Source organism: Tritonibacter litoralis (genome assembly GCF_009496005.1).
Lineage (GTDB): Bacteria > Pseudomonadota > Alphaproteobacteria > Rhodobacterales > Rhodobacteraceae > Epibacterium > Epibacterium litoralis.
In genome coordinates this window covers 149,233-163,424 of sequence record NZ_WIBF01000005.1, presented here as the reverse complement: position 1 = coordinate 163,424, position 14,192 = coordinate 149,233, and the positions used below count along the sequence as shown (strand labels likewise).

Annotated in this window: 18 protein-coding genes; 8 read left to right on the top strand and 10 right to left on the bottom strand. The window is 58.8% G+C overall.

The features are described 5' to 3' along the window. Positions 1–33: 33 nt before the first annotated feature. From GFB49_RS10425 to GFB49_RS10410, 4 genes are all read right to left on the bottom strand, one after another. Entirely contained in the window at positions 34–1,023 is a 990-nt protein-coding gene (locus tag GFB49_RS10425; protein WP_153215807.1) for a GGDEF domain-containing protein, read from the bottom strand. Then, complete coding sequence (locus GFB49_RS10420; RefSeq protein WP_153215806.1) at positions 1,020–1,607, bottom strand: heme NO-binding domain-containing protein; 588 nt, start codon at positions 1,605–1,607, stop codon at positions 1,020–1,022. Before GFB49_RS10420 ends, GFB49_RS10425 begins: the two co-directional genes overlap by 4 nt. A gap of 235 nt (positions 1,608–1,842) precedes the next feature. Continuing rightward, complete coding sequence (locus GFB49_RS10415) at positions 1,843–2,538, bottom strand: HAD family hydrolase (RefSeq protein WP_153215805.1); 696 nt, start codon at positions 2,536–2,538, stop codon at positions 1,843–1,845. Positions 2,539–2,598: 60 nt separating this feature from the next. Next, positions 2,599–2,883: a DUF3572 domain-containing protein gene (locus GFB49_RS10410; protein WP_153215804.1), complete on the bottom strand. Its 285-nt coding sequence runs from the start codon at positions 2,881–2,883 to the stop codon at positions 2,599–2,601. Positions 2,884–2,976: 93 nt separating this feature from the next. On the opposite strand from GFB49_RS10410, the gene GFB49_RS10405 reads away from it, so the two are divergent. Next, the gene (locus tag GFB49_RS10405; RefSeq protein WP_343032537.1) at positions 2,977–4,377 is read left to right on the top strand and encodes a diguanylate cyclase; all 1,401 of its coding nucleotides are present in this window, start codon (positions 2,977–2,979) and stop codon (positions 4,375–4,377) included. Here the strand turns inward: GFB49_RS10405 and GFB49_RS10400 are convergent. The 4 genes from GFB49_RS10400 to GFB49_RS10385 all read right to left on the bottom strand — a co-directional run bounded on the left by GFB49_RS10400 (position 4,374) and on the right by GFB49_RS10385 (position 6,372). Then, positions 4,374–4,826 (bottom strand): periplasmic heavy metal sensor, encoded by a 453-nt coding sequence (locus GFB49_RS10400; protein ID WP_194269310.1) that lies wholly within the window; start codon positions 4,824–4,826, stop codon positions 4,374–4,376. The genes GFB49_RS10405 and GFB49_RS10400 overlap by 4 nt on opposite strands. 44 nt (positions 4,827–4,870) lie before the next feature. Beyond that, positions 4,871–5,251 (bottom strand): hypothetical protein, encoded by a 381-nt coding sequence (locus tag GFB49_RS10395; protein WP_153215801.1) that lies wholly within the window; start codon positions 5,249–5,251, stop codon positions 4,871–4,873. Next, on the bottom strand, positions 5,244–5,822 hold the full coding sequence (locus tag GFB49_RS10390; RefSeq protein ID WP_153215800.1) for an RNA polymerase sigma factor: 579 nt from the start codon (positions 5,820–5,822) through the stop codon (positions 5,244–5,246). Before GFB49_RS10390 ends, GFB49_RS10395 begins: the two co-directional genes overlap by 8 nt. Before the next feature lie 64 nt (positions 5,823–5,886). Further along, entirely contained in the window at positions 5,887–6,372 is a 486-nt protein-coding gene (locus GFB49_RS10385) for an EF-hand domain-containing protein (protein ID WP_153215799.1), read from the bottom strand. A gap of 183 nt (positions 6,373–6,555) precedes the next feature. Here GFB49_RS10385 and GFB49_RS10380 point away from each other — a divergent pair, with 183 nt between their 5' ends. After that, on the top strand, positions 6,556–6,975 hold the full coding sequence (locus GFB49_RS10380; protein ID WP_153215798.1) for a DUF983 domain-containing protein: 420 nt from the start codon (positions 6,556–6,558) through the stop codon (positions 6,973–6,975). Positions 6,976–6,990: 15 nt separating this feature from the next. Next, positions 6,991–7,683, top strand: coding sequence for an NUDIX hydrolase (locus GFB49_RS10375; RefSeq protein ID WP_153215797.1), 693 nt, complete (start codon positions 6,991–6,993; stop codon positions 7,681–7,683). 17 nt (positions 7,684–7,700) lie between these two features. On the opposite strand, the gene GFB49_RS10370 is transcribed toward GFB49_RS10375, so the two are convergent. Then, positions 7,701–8,603 carry an EamA family transporter gene (locus tag GFB49_RS10370; RefSeq protein ID WP_153215796.1) on the bottom strand — a complete coding sequence of 301 codons (903 nt, stop codon included), beginning with the start codon at positions 8,601–8,603 and terminating at the stop codon, positions 7,701–7,703. 273 nt (positions 8,604–8,876) lie between these two features. Here GFB49_RS10370 and GFB49_RS10365 point away from each other — a divergent pair, with 273 nt between their 5' ends. Beyond that, complete coding sequence (locus GFB49_RS10365) at positions 8,877–9,983, top strand: GlxA family transcriptional regulator (protein WP_153215795.1); 1,107 nt, start codon at positions 8,877–8,879, stop codon at positions 9,981–9,983. Between the two features lie 130 nt (positions 9,984–10,113). On the opposite strand, the gene GFB49_RS10360 is transcribed toward GFB49_RS10365, so the two are convergent. After that, positions 10,114–11,163: an aldo/keto reductase gene (locus GFB49_RS10360; protein WP_153215794.1), complete on the bottom strand. Its 1,050-nt coding sequence runs from the start codon at positions 11,161–11,163 to the stop codon at positions 10,114–10,116. Positions 11,164–11,355: 192 nt separating this feature from the next. Between GFB49_RS10360 and GFB49_RS10355 the strand changes: the two genes are divergently transcribed. The 4 genes from GFB49_RS10355 (at position 11,356) to GFB49_RS10340 (ending at position 14,137) form a co-directional block, all read left to right on the top strand. Further along, positions 11,356–11,967 carry an ImuA family protein gene (locus GFB49_RS10355; protein WP_153215793.1) on the top strand — a complete coding sequence of 204 codons (612 nt, stop codon included), beginning with the start codon at positions 11,356–11,358 and terminating at the stop codon, positions 11,965–11,967. A gap of 37 nt (positions 11,968–12,004) precedes the next feature. Further along, positions 12,005–12,955: an AraC family transcriptional regulator gene (locus GFB49_RS10350; RefSeq protein ID WP_246149672.1), complete on the top strand. Its 951-nt coding sequence runs from the start codon at positions 12,005–12,007 to the stop codon at positions 12,953–12,955. A 125-nt stretch (positions 12,956–13,080) separates the two neighbouring features. Then, positions 13,081–13,449 (top strand): SPW repeat domain-containing protein, encoded by a 369-nt coding sequence (locus GFB49_RS10345; protein ID WP_153215792.1) that lies wholly within the window; start codon positions 13,081–13,083, stop codon positions 13,447–13,449. Positions 13,450–13,654: 205 nt separating this feature from the next. Further along, the gene (locus GFB49_RS10340) at positions 13,655–14,137 is read left to right on the top strand and encodes a YHS domain-containing (seleno)protein (protein WP_153215791.1); all 483 of its coding nucleotides are present in this window, start codon (positions 13,655–13,657) and stop codon (positions 14,135–14,137) included. Positions 14,138–14,192 lie beyond the last annotated feature (55 nt).

Genomic DNA, 14,192 nt, shown 5'->3' with positions numbered 1-14,192 from the left:
GACCTAACGGTTCAGCACGGCACAAAGTGTGACTTAACCGGCCATTTCCATGTGGGGTTGGTAGAACAGATGCCGACCACGGCCCGCATTCTTGGCCGCATAGAGCGCCAGATCCGCCTCGTGGATGAGGGTTGCTGCATCTCGTGGAGGGGCGCCTTTAGCCAGAGTCGTACCCGCACTGGCCGAGATCTGGCACATCTTACCCTCAAACGGAATTGGCTGTTCCAGTTTTTGGATCAAGCGGTTGGCAATGTTTTCCAATTTGCTGGGATCGGTCAAACCGTCCAGCAACAGAATGAATTCATCACCCCCGACCCGCACGGCGGTGTCCGCATCGCGCGTGCATTCCACCAGAACTTGGGCCACGCGCTGCAACACCGCATCCCCAGCCGCATGACCCATCGTGTCGTTGACCTGTTTGAAGAAGTCCAGATCCACATGCATCAACGCAAATTCACGGCCTGCCGCAATCATGCGTGCCAGAACGTGGTCCATCGCGCGACGGTTTTTCAAACCAGTCAGTGTATCGGTAAAGGCCTGCTCTTCCGCAGCGATCTTTGCCCCTTGCAAGCGCATATTCAGCTGGCGCGACGCTTCCATCGCCGCTGATTTTGCTTCCACCAGATACAGCATCTCGATCGTGAGATCGGTGGGTGAAAAATCCGCGCTTGTCAGGTCATAATCCTGCACGGCTTCCAGAACGGAAATGCCAAAGGACATGTTCAAGAAGCCACCGCCATCGGGCAACGGTGCCAACACTGCCTTCAGGCCGGTTTGCGGTTCACTGTCGAAATTCATATGCAGCTTGGCCCCGGCCGAGGACAGCATATCCTTGACCGTGCGCACCCAACGGGGGCGTGACATGGTAAACACAGCAAAGAAATCCGCCCCGTCCCATTCAAGCTCAGGACGCAGTTTGCGCAGGGTCGGCCCCGCTGATGTGATCTTTCCAGATGCATCGATAATCACATGCATAGGGCAGATTTTACTGGCAAAATCTGAGAGTTGCTGCGGCGTCATCATAAGCTGTGGGCTCCCAAGCTAAAGGAGCGACCTTCTGCGAACTGAGATTCGACATGAGTGACCGCAATAATATCAGCACCGTCGCGCTGGCCTGCGTGGTCCAAGATCACCAGATCGCCATAGTCATCCGCCATGGCCCGCAAGATGCCCATCATGACATTGGAAAATCCGGGCAGGCCCGGCGCGCATATCAGTTCAAATTGCCCAGGTCCCTGCTCGATCAATTCAAGCGCGGGAAGGTGCAGATCAGACACCGCCAACCGCGCCCGGTCCGGAAGGTCATCCAGTGAATAAAGAAATTCCACATAGTCCACCCCACCAAACCGCAACAGGCGGCGCAGGGCTTCGGCCTGGGGATTGGACACAAGGAATGTTCCCATATCCTCAAGCATCTCAACCAAGGGCCGCTCCAAGACTGTTTCCATCGCTGAAAGCACTTTGTGGGATTGGTCGTCAGGATAAATCAACATCGCCTCGAACTCGACAAACCCGAGCCCGGCCAAATCCATCACGGATCTCCAGCGGTCTGCCCCATATGTATCGGTGACAAACGCTTGTATCGCTTTGTTGATTAGACCATGCATCGCTTGGCCCCTTGTTGTTCATTTGTCCAATATGGACCCGGCTTTATTAACAAAGGCCGAATTCTCCAAATTCCACAGCCTCTCAGTACAACAAAACCATGTTTCAAGCCAAAATCGTGGCGACAACACGGCAAAATACAATCACAAAGCTAAGATGCTATCTGGTGCGACACGCAAAACATGCTGATGTGACACGCAAAACATGAGATTCTGGCGATAGAAACAAGGGGAAAGCTTAACGATTCTCGGTCATCCATGCTGGTATCTCCCCAATATGATTTAAAACGACGTCCGCGTGAGGGCTCAGATCAGCCCGCGTTGCGGTTCCGGTCAAAACACCGATGCTTTGCATGCCAGCGGCGCGGCCCGCATGAAGATCATGCAGACTGTCGCCAACCATTACGGTCCGCGCAGGTTCAACCTGTGCAGCATTGCAGAAGGCCAATAACGGATCCGGATCCGGCTTGGCCCCAAAACCGCTGTCGCATCCAGCAACAAAGGTAAAGTGATCCCGCACCCCAGCCCTGTCCAGCTGAGAGAGCGCAGACGCCTCAGAGTCGTTTGTCATAACTCCCAGCTTCAACCCGTTTTCACGCAACCCAGTCAGCAACCCCTGCAAAGGCGCCGCCTCCACCAAAGGCGCGCTTGCAGCCTCATCGCTCAAAAAGGCTTCCAACTCATCAGGCTGCCGTCCGGGCAGATGCGGCAACAGCGCTGTCACGATCTCGCTGGTGGTGCCAGCAATCGCGATGCTATTGGGGTGAAATTGTTGATTTACAAGATCAAAATCGATTGCAGCAGCCAGCCGGTGGGCCAAGTCCTCGGCACCGTCTGCCAGGGTGTGAATGATCCCCGCCGACCAGGTGTCCCACGTCGCTGAAAATTCAAACAGCGTGCCATCTTTGTCGAACAAGATCGCATCAATTGACATTGCCTCACCTCTCCTGCTCGTATCAAATGCCCAAGCGTTCTGCCATTTTCCGCGGGATTATCAAGTCCAGTTGATCTGTGCGCCACCCGGAAGTTGCGCACGGGCCTGCATCGGCGTTTCATAGCCGACCTGAGCCGCATCGCAGAACCCGACAATCCAGGCATCATCCATCAACAGAAAGTCCAGCACCGAAGCCAAAAACACCGGATCCTGCGCCTGTTCCCTTAAATCCGCTTCGCTTGCACCGGATGACCCCAGGAAAACCGGCAACAGGTCTTCTTGGCTGACCAGCCAGGCCAGTGCTTTCAGGGCCAGAGTTTCAGCGGCATGAGCGGATTTCGGCATATCGGAACAGTTTTAGCTAGATGGGAAAGGGTTTCTTAACCAGTCTCATAAAAACTCCTAACAAACAGAATGCAAGCTTCGAAGGGAAATCAGGTGCAAGGAACAATCCTTGTTATAGACGGGGTCTCCACCAACCGGATTGCGCTCAAGGTGCAACTGGCTGATGCTTTCTTTGATGTGGTCCAAGCAGGCGACCTGAAGGAGATGCATCATAAACTGCGCATTTGCACCCCAGACCTGATTATCACCGCCCTGGCTGTTTCGGACGGTACCGCTTGTGATGTGAAATCCGCTACGCAGCGCGAGGAGAGGCTGCGCAACGTTCCCGTGATCGCAGTTGATGCCAAAGGATGCACAACGGCGCGGCTGGACGCATTGGCGGCCGGCGTGGAAGACGTGATATGTCACCCGATTGATGATTTGGTTCTACACGCCCGCATTCGCAGCCTGCTGCGCGCCCGCAGCGCCAAGGAAGAGCTGCGCCTGCAGCGCGATGCCGCCGGTGCCATGCGCCACAGTTCGATTGAATTTGGCCAGATGGAACCCCTGCGCGCCGCTACCGTTGCCTTGGTCACCGAGACTAAGCTGATGGGGCGCAACTGGAAAAAGGCCTTGGAAGAGTTTGCCCCCTTTGGGCTGCGCTGCCACGACCTGACGGATATTCGCGGTTTGATGAGCGCGCCGGTGCCGGATGCCATTGTGATCGAGCTGAACCCAGACACCGCCGGGCTGGGCCTGCGCCTGGTTGCGGATCTGCGGGCCCGCGCGGCAACGCGCCAATCGATCATTGTAGCTCTGCCCGATCAGGACACACCAGAGATTGCTGCCGAAGCCCTGGATCGCGGCGCCCATGATGTCGTTCAATCCGGCTTCAACCCGGCCGAGCTGGCCATGCGGCTGCGAGCCCAGCTGACCCAAAAGCTGCAAGAGGACCGCCTGCGCGCCAGTATCCACAGCGAATTGAAGGCAGCCTCCTCGGATATGATGACGGGTCTGCACAACCGGCGTTATGCGATGCCGTTTCTGGACCGGGTTCTGCAGGACGCCCGCGCCACGGGCGAAAGCTTTGCGCTGATGGTGGCGGATCTGGACCATTTCAAACAGGTCAACGACCTTTATGGCCATCCCGTCGGCGATGCGGTGCTGATTGAAACCGCCGCCCGGCTCAAAATGATGATCACGCCCAAGGATCTGCTGGCGCGGATCGGCGGTGAAGAGTTCCTGTTTGTGCTCCCCGGTCAAAGCGCCAGCGATGCCGCAAAATCCGCTGCGGATTTCTGTGACGCGATTAATGAACGTCCGTTTCGGGTCGCAGGCATCGATCAACCGATCAAGATGACCATCAGCGTTGGCGCAGTGATTGGCAGCACGCGCCAGATGAGAGATCTGTCAGCCGCTGATCTGATCGCCAAAGCGGATCAGGCGCTTTATGCAGCCAAGAACGCCGGACGCAATCGGGTCAGCGTCAGCAAGCAAAGCCCGGTGGCCGCTTAATCGCGCCCACCCCAGCGTTTGTGCTCTTTGAAGCGGTGATGTGGCGGGTTTTCCAACCGTTCGATCAACTGGGCCCGCTCTTCAGCGCTCATCTGGCTGACCTCTTCCAACCAGACCATCCGCAGGCCTTCCCGAACCTGATACTGTCGCTGTGCCTGTTCCTCTAGCACGGCAGCCACTGCCGCCGCATCAAAAGGCTCAGCCCGCAAGGCTTGATACAATGCGTCGCGATCGGCGTGACGCTGCGCGCGCAGATCTTTGTGATGACCTGCGGCCCGGCGCATCAGATCACGACGCATCTCTGGCTCCATCGCGCGAAACACCATCACCGACAGCGACGGTGGCCCATCATGACCACCGCGACGGTCCTTGATCCGATATGCGGTCCCCGCCATCACCCCAACAACTGCGACATTCACCGCAAGAGAGATCACCAACAAGATGCGCACCCAACGCGGTCCTTTCGATGGTTTTTGGGGGGTTTGCGCATCGCTCATTGCAGATCCTCGCTGATTAATTCGCTCATATCAAACCCGTCAAAGAGTTCACTTGTGGTGGTGATGCCGGTCAGCTCCATTGGATCAGGCAAAAACGCAGGCGGCGCCACGCCGATCCAGACCCCGGCAAGTCCAGCCGTCACCAGCCCCCCGACGCCGACGCCCCCGCCCAGAACCGACAATAGCGCGGCAAAGAAGTTTTGCCTGCGCACGGGCATCTCTGGCGGCAGAAAACCGGCTTGCACCTGACTTGCATCCGCCAGGATCGCGGCCATCAAATCGTCAGACACCACTGGCGGCGCGGCTCGGGCTGTGTGCAACAGCGCATCCACCTCCGTCAGAGAAGGATTCAAATCTGTCTTATGTTCATCAGCCATCGTGATAACCCAACTCTTCTTTGCGACCGGCCAAAGCTTTGGCAAGACCCCGTTTTGCCCGCGCCGTCAGGCTTTCGACGGCTTCGACCCCAACACCCATAATCTCAGCAATCTCGGGGTTGGACAATTCTTCGATGTGGCGCAACACCACCGCCTGTCGCTGACGCACCGGCAGCTGCATCAATGCCTCCTGCAGCGCATCCCGACGGGCTTGTTCTTGCAACTTTTCTGCTGCGCCGCGCGCCTCATCCGCAGGCTCTGGGATCGCATCCAGATCCAGATGCCCGCCGCGTTGCCTGCGTTTCAGATCGATACATAGATTGGTCACCACACGGTACAGCCAAGTCGAAACCTGCGCCTGCCCCGGTTGCCAATTGGGCGCCATCCGCCACAGGCGCATCATCGCCTCTTGGGTGATGTCCTCCGCCTCAGCACGATTGCCCAGCATCCGCATCGCCACGCCCAGCGCGCGCGGCGCCAGTCTTTGGCTCAGATCTGCGGCAGCGGCCCTGTCGCCATTGGCAAACAGGACCAGCAGAGCATCATCCGTCGGCGCTTCTGCAGTCGTCATCGGCGGCCCCACGCTTGGGGCACGCCGTGACTGGTGTTGTGTTGCATCAAACACTCAGCTTGGATCAGTTCTGGTCCTGGTTCTGACCCTGCCAATGTTTTCTCCACTTGCCACCCTGCCCGTTGCGGTGTTTTTCACGGGCTGTATCGAACTCTTCCTTGGAGATACCACCGCTGTTGTCCGCATCCAAGCGCGCGAACTGCTTGCCAGGGTTGCGCGGCTGAGGCATCTCATCCGTGCTCAGGACCCCGTCGTTATTGGCATCCAGTTTCTCCAGCATACGTTCAGCCCGGTCTTGCGCCCGTTCGGCCGCCCGCGCGGTCAACTCCTCCAGCGACAAAGCCCCATCGCCATTGGTATCCGCTGCCGAGAAGTGGCGCGTCCGCAATGCTTCCATTTCGGCCTGGGTGACCTCACCATCACCGTTGGCGTCCAGTTCTTCAAAACTTGCACGTGGTCCGTGATGGCCATGAGGTTTAGCCAATGCTGCGCCTGCGGCCAGAACACTCGCGCCGGTAACAATCAAAGCAATAAAGGTGATATGTTTCATGTTTAACTCTCCTATGGCGCAGACAGCCTCTTGCTGCCCGATGCCCAAGAGAAACGGACGGGGGCCGCAGTTCCGTCGCAGATCGTCGAAAAAAATTGCGACACGCCGACGCAACGCGGCGTACTCACCTTTACTTTGTTCTCACAACGCCCAAATCTGCATCGATCATGTAGGATAAATGCTATGAACAACAGCGCCGCCCAAAGCCAGACTGACACGCCACTTGAAACCAGCCCAGCACCGCGCGCAACCCGCCCGGCCCTGTGGAAGGGATGGCGGTGCCGGTGCCCCCGCTGCGGTGAGGGGAAGGCGCTTCATTCCTATCTCAAGGTCAATGACACCTGCAGCCATTGTGATTTGGAGCTGTCAAAAGCTCAGGCCGACGACGGACCTGCGTATCTGACGATCCTGATCGTGGGGCATTTGATGGCCCCCTTGCTGCATATCGTCTATTTCACCTGGCAACCTGCACCCATGGTGACATTCTCTGTGTTCAGCATCGGTTGCCTTGTGTCCTCTCTGTATCTGCTGCCCCGCATGAAGGGGATAGTCATTGCCTATCAATGGGCGCGTGGTATGCATGGGTTTGACCGCGACGATTAACCCAGCCGAGGTTCAATGCCCGACAAATCTGCACTCCGCGACGCTGCCACTATTATTCTGATCCGCGACCCGCGCGGTGATGCACCCAGCGTTCTGATGGGGCAGCGCGGTGCCAAGGCTGCCTTTATGCCCAGCAAATTTGTCTTTCCCGGTGGGGCTGTGGATCCGGGTGATGCAGATATCCCCCTGACCTCGGAGATTTCGGCGCGGATCGCCGCGCAACTGGCGGATCAATCCAGCGCCACACTTGGCCCAGCGCTGATTTCGGCCGCCATTCGCGAATTATGGGAGGAAACCGGCCTGATCCTGGGGCGTCCGGGCCGATGGGATGACGCGCCCGCCGATTGGACCAGCTTCGCCGCCACCGGTCACCAACCGGACCCCACCGCGCTTGAGTTTGTGTTTCGCGCCATCACCCCCGTGGGCCGTCCCCGCCGGTTTGATGCGCGGTTTTTCCTTGCGGACGCGCGCCAGGTTGCAAGTGACCTTGATGACTTTTCACGCGCCTCGGATGAGCTGTCAAACCTGCAATGGGTGCCCTTGGCCAACGCCCGCAGCTTTGACCTGCCGTTCATTACCCAGGTGGTTCTGGCAGAGCTCACCGCGCGCCTTCCAGACCTTACTCCGCTTGAGGCGGTGCCATTTTTCCGAAACTCCGACGAAGAAAGCCTGTTCCTGCGTCTAAATGGGGCCTCGCCCCTGGGCTAAGCTGTTGTGTTTGGACACTATAACGTCAGGATCAGCAGCAGGATCGACAGGCCAAGGACGGCCATGCCGACTATCTCGCGCCGGGTCACCGTCTCTTTGAACACCAAAACCGAGGCCAACAGCGACAGCAACAATTCCGCCTGCCCCACGGCTTTGACATAGGCTGCGTTTTGCAAGGTGAAGGCCCAGAACCAGCAGAACGACCCGCCCATGCTGGTCAACCCCACCCAGATCGCCACACGGCGGGCTTGCCAGACCCGCGCGATCTCACCCCGGTCCCGCAGCACCAGCCACACGGCCATGATCACAGTCTGCAAGGTCACCACTGCCGCCAGCGTCACGCCCGCACGCACAATGGGCGCAAGCTCTGCAAACTCTAGCGATGCAGCACGGTAGCCCACTGCCGAGAAGGCAAAGAACACCCCCGACGCAATCCCAAGGGATGAGGCCCGGTTGGTCAGATGCTGATACCAGGGACCGCTGCTTTGGGCAGGTTTTGACAGGATCAGAACCGCAACCAGGCCCAACAGGATGGCCCCCCAGCCGCCCATCGTGATCTGATCGCCCAGGATCACCAGCCCAACCAAGGCGGTCTGAATAACCTCGGTCTTCTTAAAGGTAATACCAACGGCAAAATTGCGCTGTTTGAACAAGGCCACAACGCAAATTGTCCCAAGGATCTGCGCCACCCCGCCAATCAGCGCAAACATCCAGAACCGCGCGCCCATGTCCGGCAGCGACTGGCCGCTTTGCCAGAGGTAAACCGCAAGCGCGCCCAGAATGAACGGCATCGAATACAGGAACCGGGCAAAGGTCGCACCAGCAGCTGTCAGACTGACGGACGCAAGCACCTTTTGCAGCATAAAGCGGATGGTCTGAAAACTGGCGGCCGCAAGAGCGATGAAGATCCATAAATACATAGGCCCGCTTATGGCATCTTCTGGCGGTGCGAGCTATGGGCAAGTCGCCCTGATCTGCGCCGGTTTCCGGCCCCAGCACGTTGGCGGATCTGCCCCACAAAAAGCGCCCGCTTGCCGCTGATTTTAACACTTTTTGGGCAAAAAATCTTCTCCTCGCCATGTACCGTGTTGTGCCCCAAGTTATCCCCAGCCTTACCCCCGGAAACCCATTTGCGCCGAAATCGCCCATCGCTCAGCCTTGTGGAAAGACTTATCACAAAGCGAATCGACTTGATGAAATCCGCACTGAACATCCTCCAGCCCGAGGCCCAAGCGCTGAACACAGCCGTGCTTGTGCTGGACGAAACCAACACCCTGGCCTTTGCGGCCACCGTGGATCCGATGCGGGCGGCAAACCGGCTGGCGGGGCGTCCGATCTTTGACTGGGACTATGTCAGCGCCACGGATGAGGTGCCGATGCTCTCCAGCGGTCTGACTGTGCCCTGCTTTCCGCTGGCCCAGCTTGAAACCTGTGATGCGTTGATTGTTCTGGCAGGCTTCCAGCTGGCGCGCCACGCCACGCCCAGCTTGTTGTCAGGCCTACGCCGGATTTCTGACTCAGGCGCCACGTTGATCGGGATCGACGGCGGCTCCTGGCTGATGGCCGAGGCGGGTTTATTGGACGGGTTGCCTGCCACCACCCATTGGAATGCCCGCGAAAGCTTTGCCCGCCGCTTCCCGCAGGTGTCCCTGTCTGACGACCCTTTTACCGTTGCCGAGGGGTGCATCACCGCAGGTGGCGGCACCGCAGCCGTGGATCTGATGCTCCATGTGATCAATGCACGCATGGGCGCAGGCTTTGCAGGGCGTATGGCCGACCTCTTTGCGCCGCCTCTTGCATCGCCACAGGACGGCTCGGACCAAGATGCGATTGTCACCCTGCCTTCTGGCGGTGAGCGCGACACCGCGTTGACCGACCAGGCCCATACGCTGATGGAAGACACGCTGGCCACGCCAATGCCCCTGTCGATGATGGCCGAGATCCTGGGCACCAGCACCCGCACGTTGCAACAACAGTTCCGCCTGCGCCTGAACACCACGCCGCAGGATCATTATCTGCAACTGCGCCTGGCAGAGGCACGGCGATTGGTCACCGATACATCCCTTCCGCTGATGGAAGTGGCCGAGGCCACGGGGTTCACCTCGCAATCCAGCTTCTCGCGCGCTTTCCGCACCGCGCATGGGGTCTCAGCCCGGGACTTGCGTCAGGAAGAGTTCCGTCAGGACCAAGGTGCTGTTTCAGGTCGCAACAGCGGCACCGAACAACAGCAGTCAGGGCGGGGCCTTCTGCCCCATAGCTTGGCGCGCTTTGCTTCGCGCTCTTCTGCCACCCGTCATTGACAGGTTTCGCCAACGGCACCTCAGAACGCAACCGCGCCGCGCCCATGGCGCGGCGCTTGGCCCAACGGGGCCCGCGCGATTTTAATCGTGCAGGCCCGGGCGGGAGCTGTTCGCCCCCGTTCAACTACATTTAATACGGCATTGGATGCGCTTTATGGGCCGCATCAATCTCGGCCACCACGTCTGCGCTCAGCTCCAGATCCTTGCCCGCAATAATATGCGCCAGCTGTGTCTGGCTTGTCGCGCCAAAAATGACAGACGCCATAAAGGGCCGCGTTTTACACCAGGCCAGCGCCATTTGGGTTGGATCCAGGTCATGTTTGCGGGCGATCTCCAGATAGGCCTCAACAGCGGCAAACACCCGCGGCGACACCCGCCCGCCCAAGTTGTCATTGATCGACATGCGTGAGCCCTCTGGAATTTCACCACCCTGATACTTGCCTGTCAGCAGACCAGTTGCCAGCGGCGAATAGGCAATCAACCCCACCTCTTCATAGATGCTCATCTCTGCCAGGTCGGTGTCATAAAGACGGCACAGCATCGAATATTCATTCTGCATCGTCGACACCCGCGGGCCTTTGCCGGCTTCTGACAGCTGCAGCCATTGCGCTGTGCCCCAGGCCCCTTCATTGCTGAGACCAAAGGCACGGATATTGCCCTTGTCCACCTGCTCCTGCAACGCTTCCAGGCAGCTTTCCATATCGGCGCGGATATCGTCCAAGGTGTGGCCGGAGTTCCAGGGCGCAAACGACCAGTTCTTGCGGAACATAAAACTGCCGCGGTTGGGCCAGTGAAATTGATAGAGGTCGATATAGTCGGTCTTCAACCGCTTCAGCGAGCCTTCCACCGTGGCGGCAATGCTGTCTTTGCTGATCGGCGCCCCATCGCGCACGGCTTTCAGCCCTTCGCCGGAATGTTTGGTGGCCAGCACATAGTCACCCCGCCGCCCGCTTTTCTCGATCCAGCGGCCAATGATGGCTTCGCTGTCGCCAATCGTTTCGGCCCTTATTGGGTTCACCGGATACATTTCTGCCGTATCCAGGAAATTGATCCCTGCATCCAACGCCATGTCCAGCTGCCCATGGGCATCTGCTTCGTCGGTCTGAGTGCCAAAGGTCATGGTGCCCAAGCAATATTCCGAGACCATAATATCAGTGCGGCCAAGCCGGTTCTGTTTCATCGCGCGCATCCTTTGTGCTGTGTGGGCGTCTTTCTCCGGCACCCTACGAAGGATTTGTGGCAGTGCAACCCCTCTTGGTCCTGCCGTTTACCTGTCAGACCGCCCACGATCGCTGCTGCTACATCTCGCAGCATGTCATCCGCAGCACCGTGAGAAATTGAGAACAAACAAAGAACGTGCTAACGTAATCTCATGACGACTCACCTCCTCAGCCGCAAGGCACACCGCCCCGCCAATGGCCTGCGCCTCAGTGATGACATTCTCCTGCCCCGCGCCCGCGCGCATGAGGTCTGTGGCCCGGCGCGGTGGAGCTTTGCGCTTTGGGTGGCCTCGGCCATCGCGGGGCCGATTCTGTGGATTGTACCTGCCTGGTTTCGCGATCAGCTGAACCCTGATGGGGTCAGCCGGTTCACGGATCCTGCACGGTTTTTGTTTGTACGCCCCACACGGGGAGAGGATCTTTTGTGGTGTGTCGAGGAAAGCCTGCGCAGCGGTGCCGCCGCCCTTGTGGTCTGTGAACTGCCCGCCCCCCCAGCCATGACCCCGGTGCGCCGCCTGCATCTGGCCGCCGAAGAAGGCAGCACCCAGGGCCCCGCCCCCATGGCGCTGCTGCTGACCCCGGATCAGGGCGGGGCGCCGGGCATCGAAACGCGCTGGCATATGGCCCCGGCCCATACGCCCACAGCCGCGCGCTGGCGACTTGAACGGTTGCGCGCCCGCACCCAGCCGCCCAAAAGCTGGTTGTTACAATCCGCAACCGGCCCCACCCCGCTGGAGGTGATCCCAAACGTTCAGGATACATGACCGATCGTTCACGCCTCTGGACGCCGCGCATGAGCCCATGCAAAAACAAACCATGATCGACACGCTCAGCGATATCTTCACCAAGCTCTCGGTCGAGGGCACGCTCTATTTCCGCACCAGCTTTTCCGGCAAATGGGGCGTCTCTGTGCCCGCCTTTGAAAATGTCGCGCGGTTCCATTTTGCCCACCGCGGGGATTGCAGCGTGCGCCTACCCCAAAGCGCTGAGATATTGCATCTGGCCCAGGGAGATCTGGTCATCATTCCCCATGGCGCGGCCCATGATCTGATCTCAGGGCCCGATCAGGCCCACCGAACCTTGCCGCTGGACCGCGTGCTCGAGACATCGGGCTACACCGGTCAGGGCACATTGGTTTATGGCAGCGAAGAGAGCCAACGCGACACCCAACTGATCTGCGGGCATTTCTCTTTTGCCGCCCATGCGCAACACCTGATCTTTGACCGGCTGCCGCAATATGTGCACATCAAAAACTATGGCGAAGCCGCCGGGCGCTGGATGGAGGCCTCGCTCAGGATGATCGGGGATGAGGCGGGCAAATCGCAGTTTGGCGGCGACCTGATTGCCCTGCGCCTGTCCGAGGTGATCCTGGCCCAGGCGCTGCGCTGTTTTATTGAAACCCAAGGCAGCAACCACATTGGCCTTGCGGGGTTTGCAGATCCCAAACTGGCCCGCGCCCTGGCCGCCTTTCATAATGCGCCCGCCAATGACTGGACCGTCGAAGGTCTGGCGCGTGAGGCGGGACTGTCACGCACCGGCTTTGCCGTGCAATTCAATGCCAAGATGGGCATGCCGCCGATGCAATATCTGACCAGCTGGCGGATGCAGATCGCCTGTCAGTGGCTGGGCAAACATCAAGCCAGCATCGCCGAAGTGGCCGCACGCACCGGTTATTCCTCCGAAAGCGCCTTTAGCCGCGTCTTTAAAAAGGAAATGGGCCTGAGCCCCGCCAGTTACCGCGCCCGCGCCTGAGGCCGCGTTTGAACGATCCGTACAGGCTGCTGAACGCGCAGTCATGGGGGCAAAGCCCGGCAATACCTATCCTTTGATCGACACCGACCACTTGGGGTCGGCGCTCTTATCTCAAAGGAGGTTCCATGTCCCTGAAATTCGTAACCAAAAGCATTCACGCTTACCTTGACTACCCCGTTGCCCTGACCCTGATGGCCGCGCCCTTTGCGCTTGGCCTTGGGGCGGCAAACCCGCTGGCGCTGTGGCTGTCGGTGATCACGGGAGCCGCGGCCTTTGTGCTGACGGTCCTGACGGATCACCACCTCGGCATTTTCCGCGTCCTGCCCTATTCGGTGCATCTGGCTGTTGATGGCGCGGTTGGCGCAACCTTCCTGTTGGCCCCCATGGTCTTTGGCTTTGAAGGGCTGGATGCCTACTACTATTGGGTCAACGGTCTGGCGGTGGCCATTGTTGTGGGTCTGCACAAACCCGAGCCTGAGGGCGCAACGGTCTGACATCCGTCACCGCACAAAACGGAACGAGGCGACGGGAGACCGTCGCCTTTTTCATGAAAACCTGCAGATCGTTCAGCCTTTTTTACCAACAGTTCATCAGGATTCCTGATTCATTGCTGATCATTCGGAACACGCTCAAATGGCAACCGAAGGCACAGACAAGCCTTCTGCCAAATCAGATCCAAAACATTTGGAAGGAAACGACATGATCACGAAACTGAATATCGCCGCATTGACCGTAATTGGCGCGCTGGCGGCTGCACCTGCGTTTGCTGCGGATGAATACAACACCTCGGTCGGCCTGACCGCTGCCGGGGCGCAGCTGGGCCTGCATGGCGTGGACCCGGTGGCCTTTATCCAGTCCGGCAAACCAACCGAAGGCAAAGCCGCCCACACCACCGTGCATGATGGCGTTGCCTATTACTTCAAAAACGCCAAAACCCAGGCAAAGTTTGAGGCAAACCCTGCCGCCTACCTGCCGCAGAACGGGGGCTTTTGCACCTTTGGCGTCTCGGTCGGCAAAAAATTCGACGGCGACCCGGAATACGCCGCCGTGATTGATGACAAGCTATATGTCTTCCTGAATGCCGAGATCTTTGAAGCCTTCAACAAGGACCGCAGCGGCACCATCGAAAAAGCGTCCGAAAACTGGGACAAGATCCGCAGCACGGCAGTCGAAAAGCTGTAATCGCGCGCACCATTTGAAACAGCTTCAAACGGCGGCTCGGATTTTCCGGGCCGCT

Excerpts from the sequence above, each read along its gene's own strand:
- GFB49_RS10425 (WP_153215807.1), bottom strand. The coding sequence starts at position 1,023 with ATGATGACGCCGCAGCAACTCTCAGATTTTGCCAGTAAAATCTGCCCT.
- GFB49_RS10420 (WP_153215806.1), bottom strand. The coding sequence starts at position 1,607 with ATGCATGGTCTAATCAACAAAGCGATACAAGCGTTTGTCACCGATACA.
- GFB49_RS10415 (WP_153215805.1), bottom strand. The coding sequence starts at position 2,538 with ATGTCAATTGATGCGATCTTGTTCGACAAAGATGGCACGCTGTTTGAA.
- GFB49_RS10410 (WP_153215804.1), bottom strand. The coding sequence starts at position 2,883 with ATGCCGAAATCCGCTCATGCCGCTGAAACTCTGGCCCTGAAAGCACTG.
- GFB49_RS10395 (WP_153215801.1), bottom strand. The coding sequence starts at position 5,251 with ATGGCTGATGAACATAAGACAGATTTGAATCCTTCTCTGACGGAGGTG.
- GFB49_RS10390 (WP_153215800.1), bottom strand. The coding sequence starts at position 5,822 with ATGACGACTGCAGAAGCGCCGACGGATGATGCTCTGCTGGTCCTGTTT.
- GFB49_RS10385 (WP_153215799.1), bottom strand. The coding sequence starts at position 6,372 with ATGAAACATATCACCTTTATTGCTTTGATTGTTACCGGCGCGAGTGTT.
- GFB49_RS10380 (WP_153215798.1), top strand. The coding sequence starts at position 6,556 with ATGAACAACAGCGCCGCCCAAAGCCAGACTGACACGCCACTTGAAACC.
- GFB49_RS10375 (WP_153215797.1), top strand. The coding sequence starts at position 6,991 with ATGCCCGACAAATCTGCACTCCGCGACGCTGCCACTATTATTCTGATC.
- GFB49_RS10370 (WP_153215796.1), bottom strand. The coding sequence starts at position 8,603 with ATGTATTTATGGATCTTCATCGCTCTTGCGGCCGCCAGTTTTCAGACC.
- GFB49_RS10365 (WP_153215795.1), top strand. The coding sequence starts at position 8,877 with ATGAAATCCGCACTGAACATCCTCCAGCCCGAGGCCCAAGCGCTGAAC.
- GFB49_RS10360 (WP_153215794.1), bottom strand. The coding sequence starts at position 11,163 with ATGAAACAGAACCGGCTTGGCCGCACTGATATTATGGTCTCGGAATAT.
- GFB49_RS10355 (WP_153215793.1), top strand. The coding sequence starts at position 11,356 with ATGACGACTCACCTCCTCAGCCGCAAGGCACACCGCCCCGCCAATGGC.
- GFB49_RS10350 (WP_246149672.1), top strand. The coding sequence starts at position 12,005 with ATGCAAAAACAAACCATGATCGACACGCTCAGCGATATCTTCACCAAG.
- GFB49_RS10345 (WP_153215792.1), top strand. The coding sequence starts at position 13,081 with ATGTCCCTGAAATTCGTAACCAAAAGCATTCACGCTTACCTTGACTAC.
- GFB49_RS10340 (WP_153215791.1), top strand. The coding sequence starts at position 13,655 with ATGATCACGAAACTGAATATCGCCGCATTGACCGTAATTGGCGCGCTG.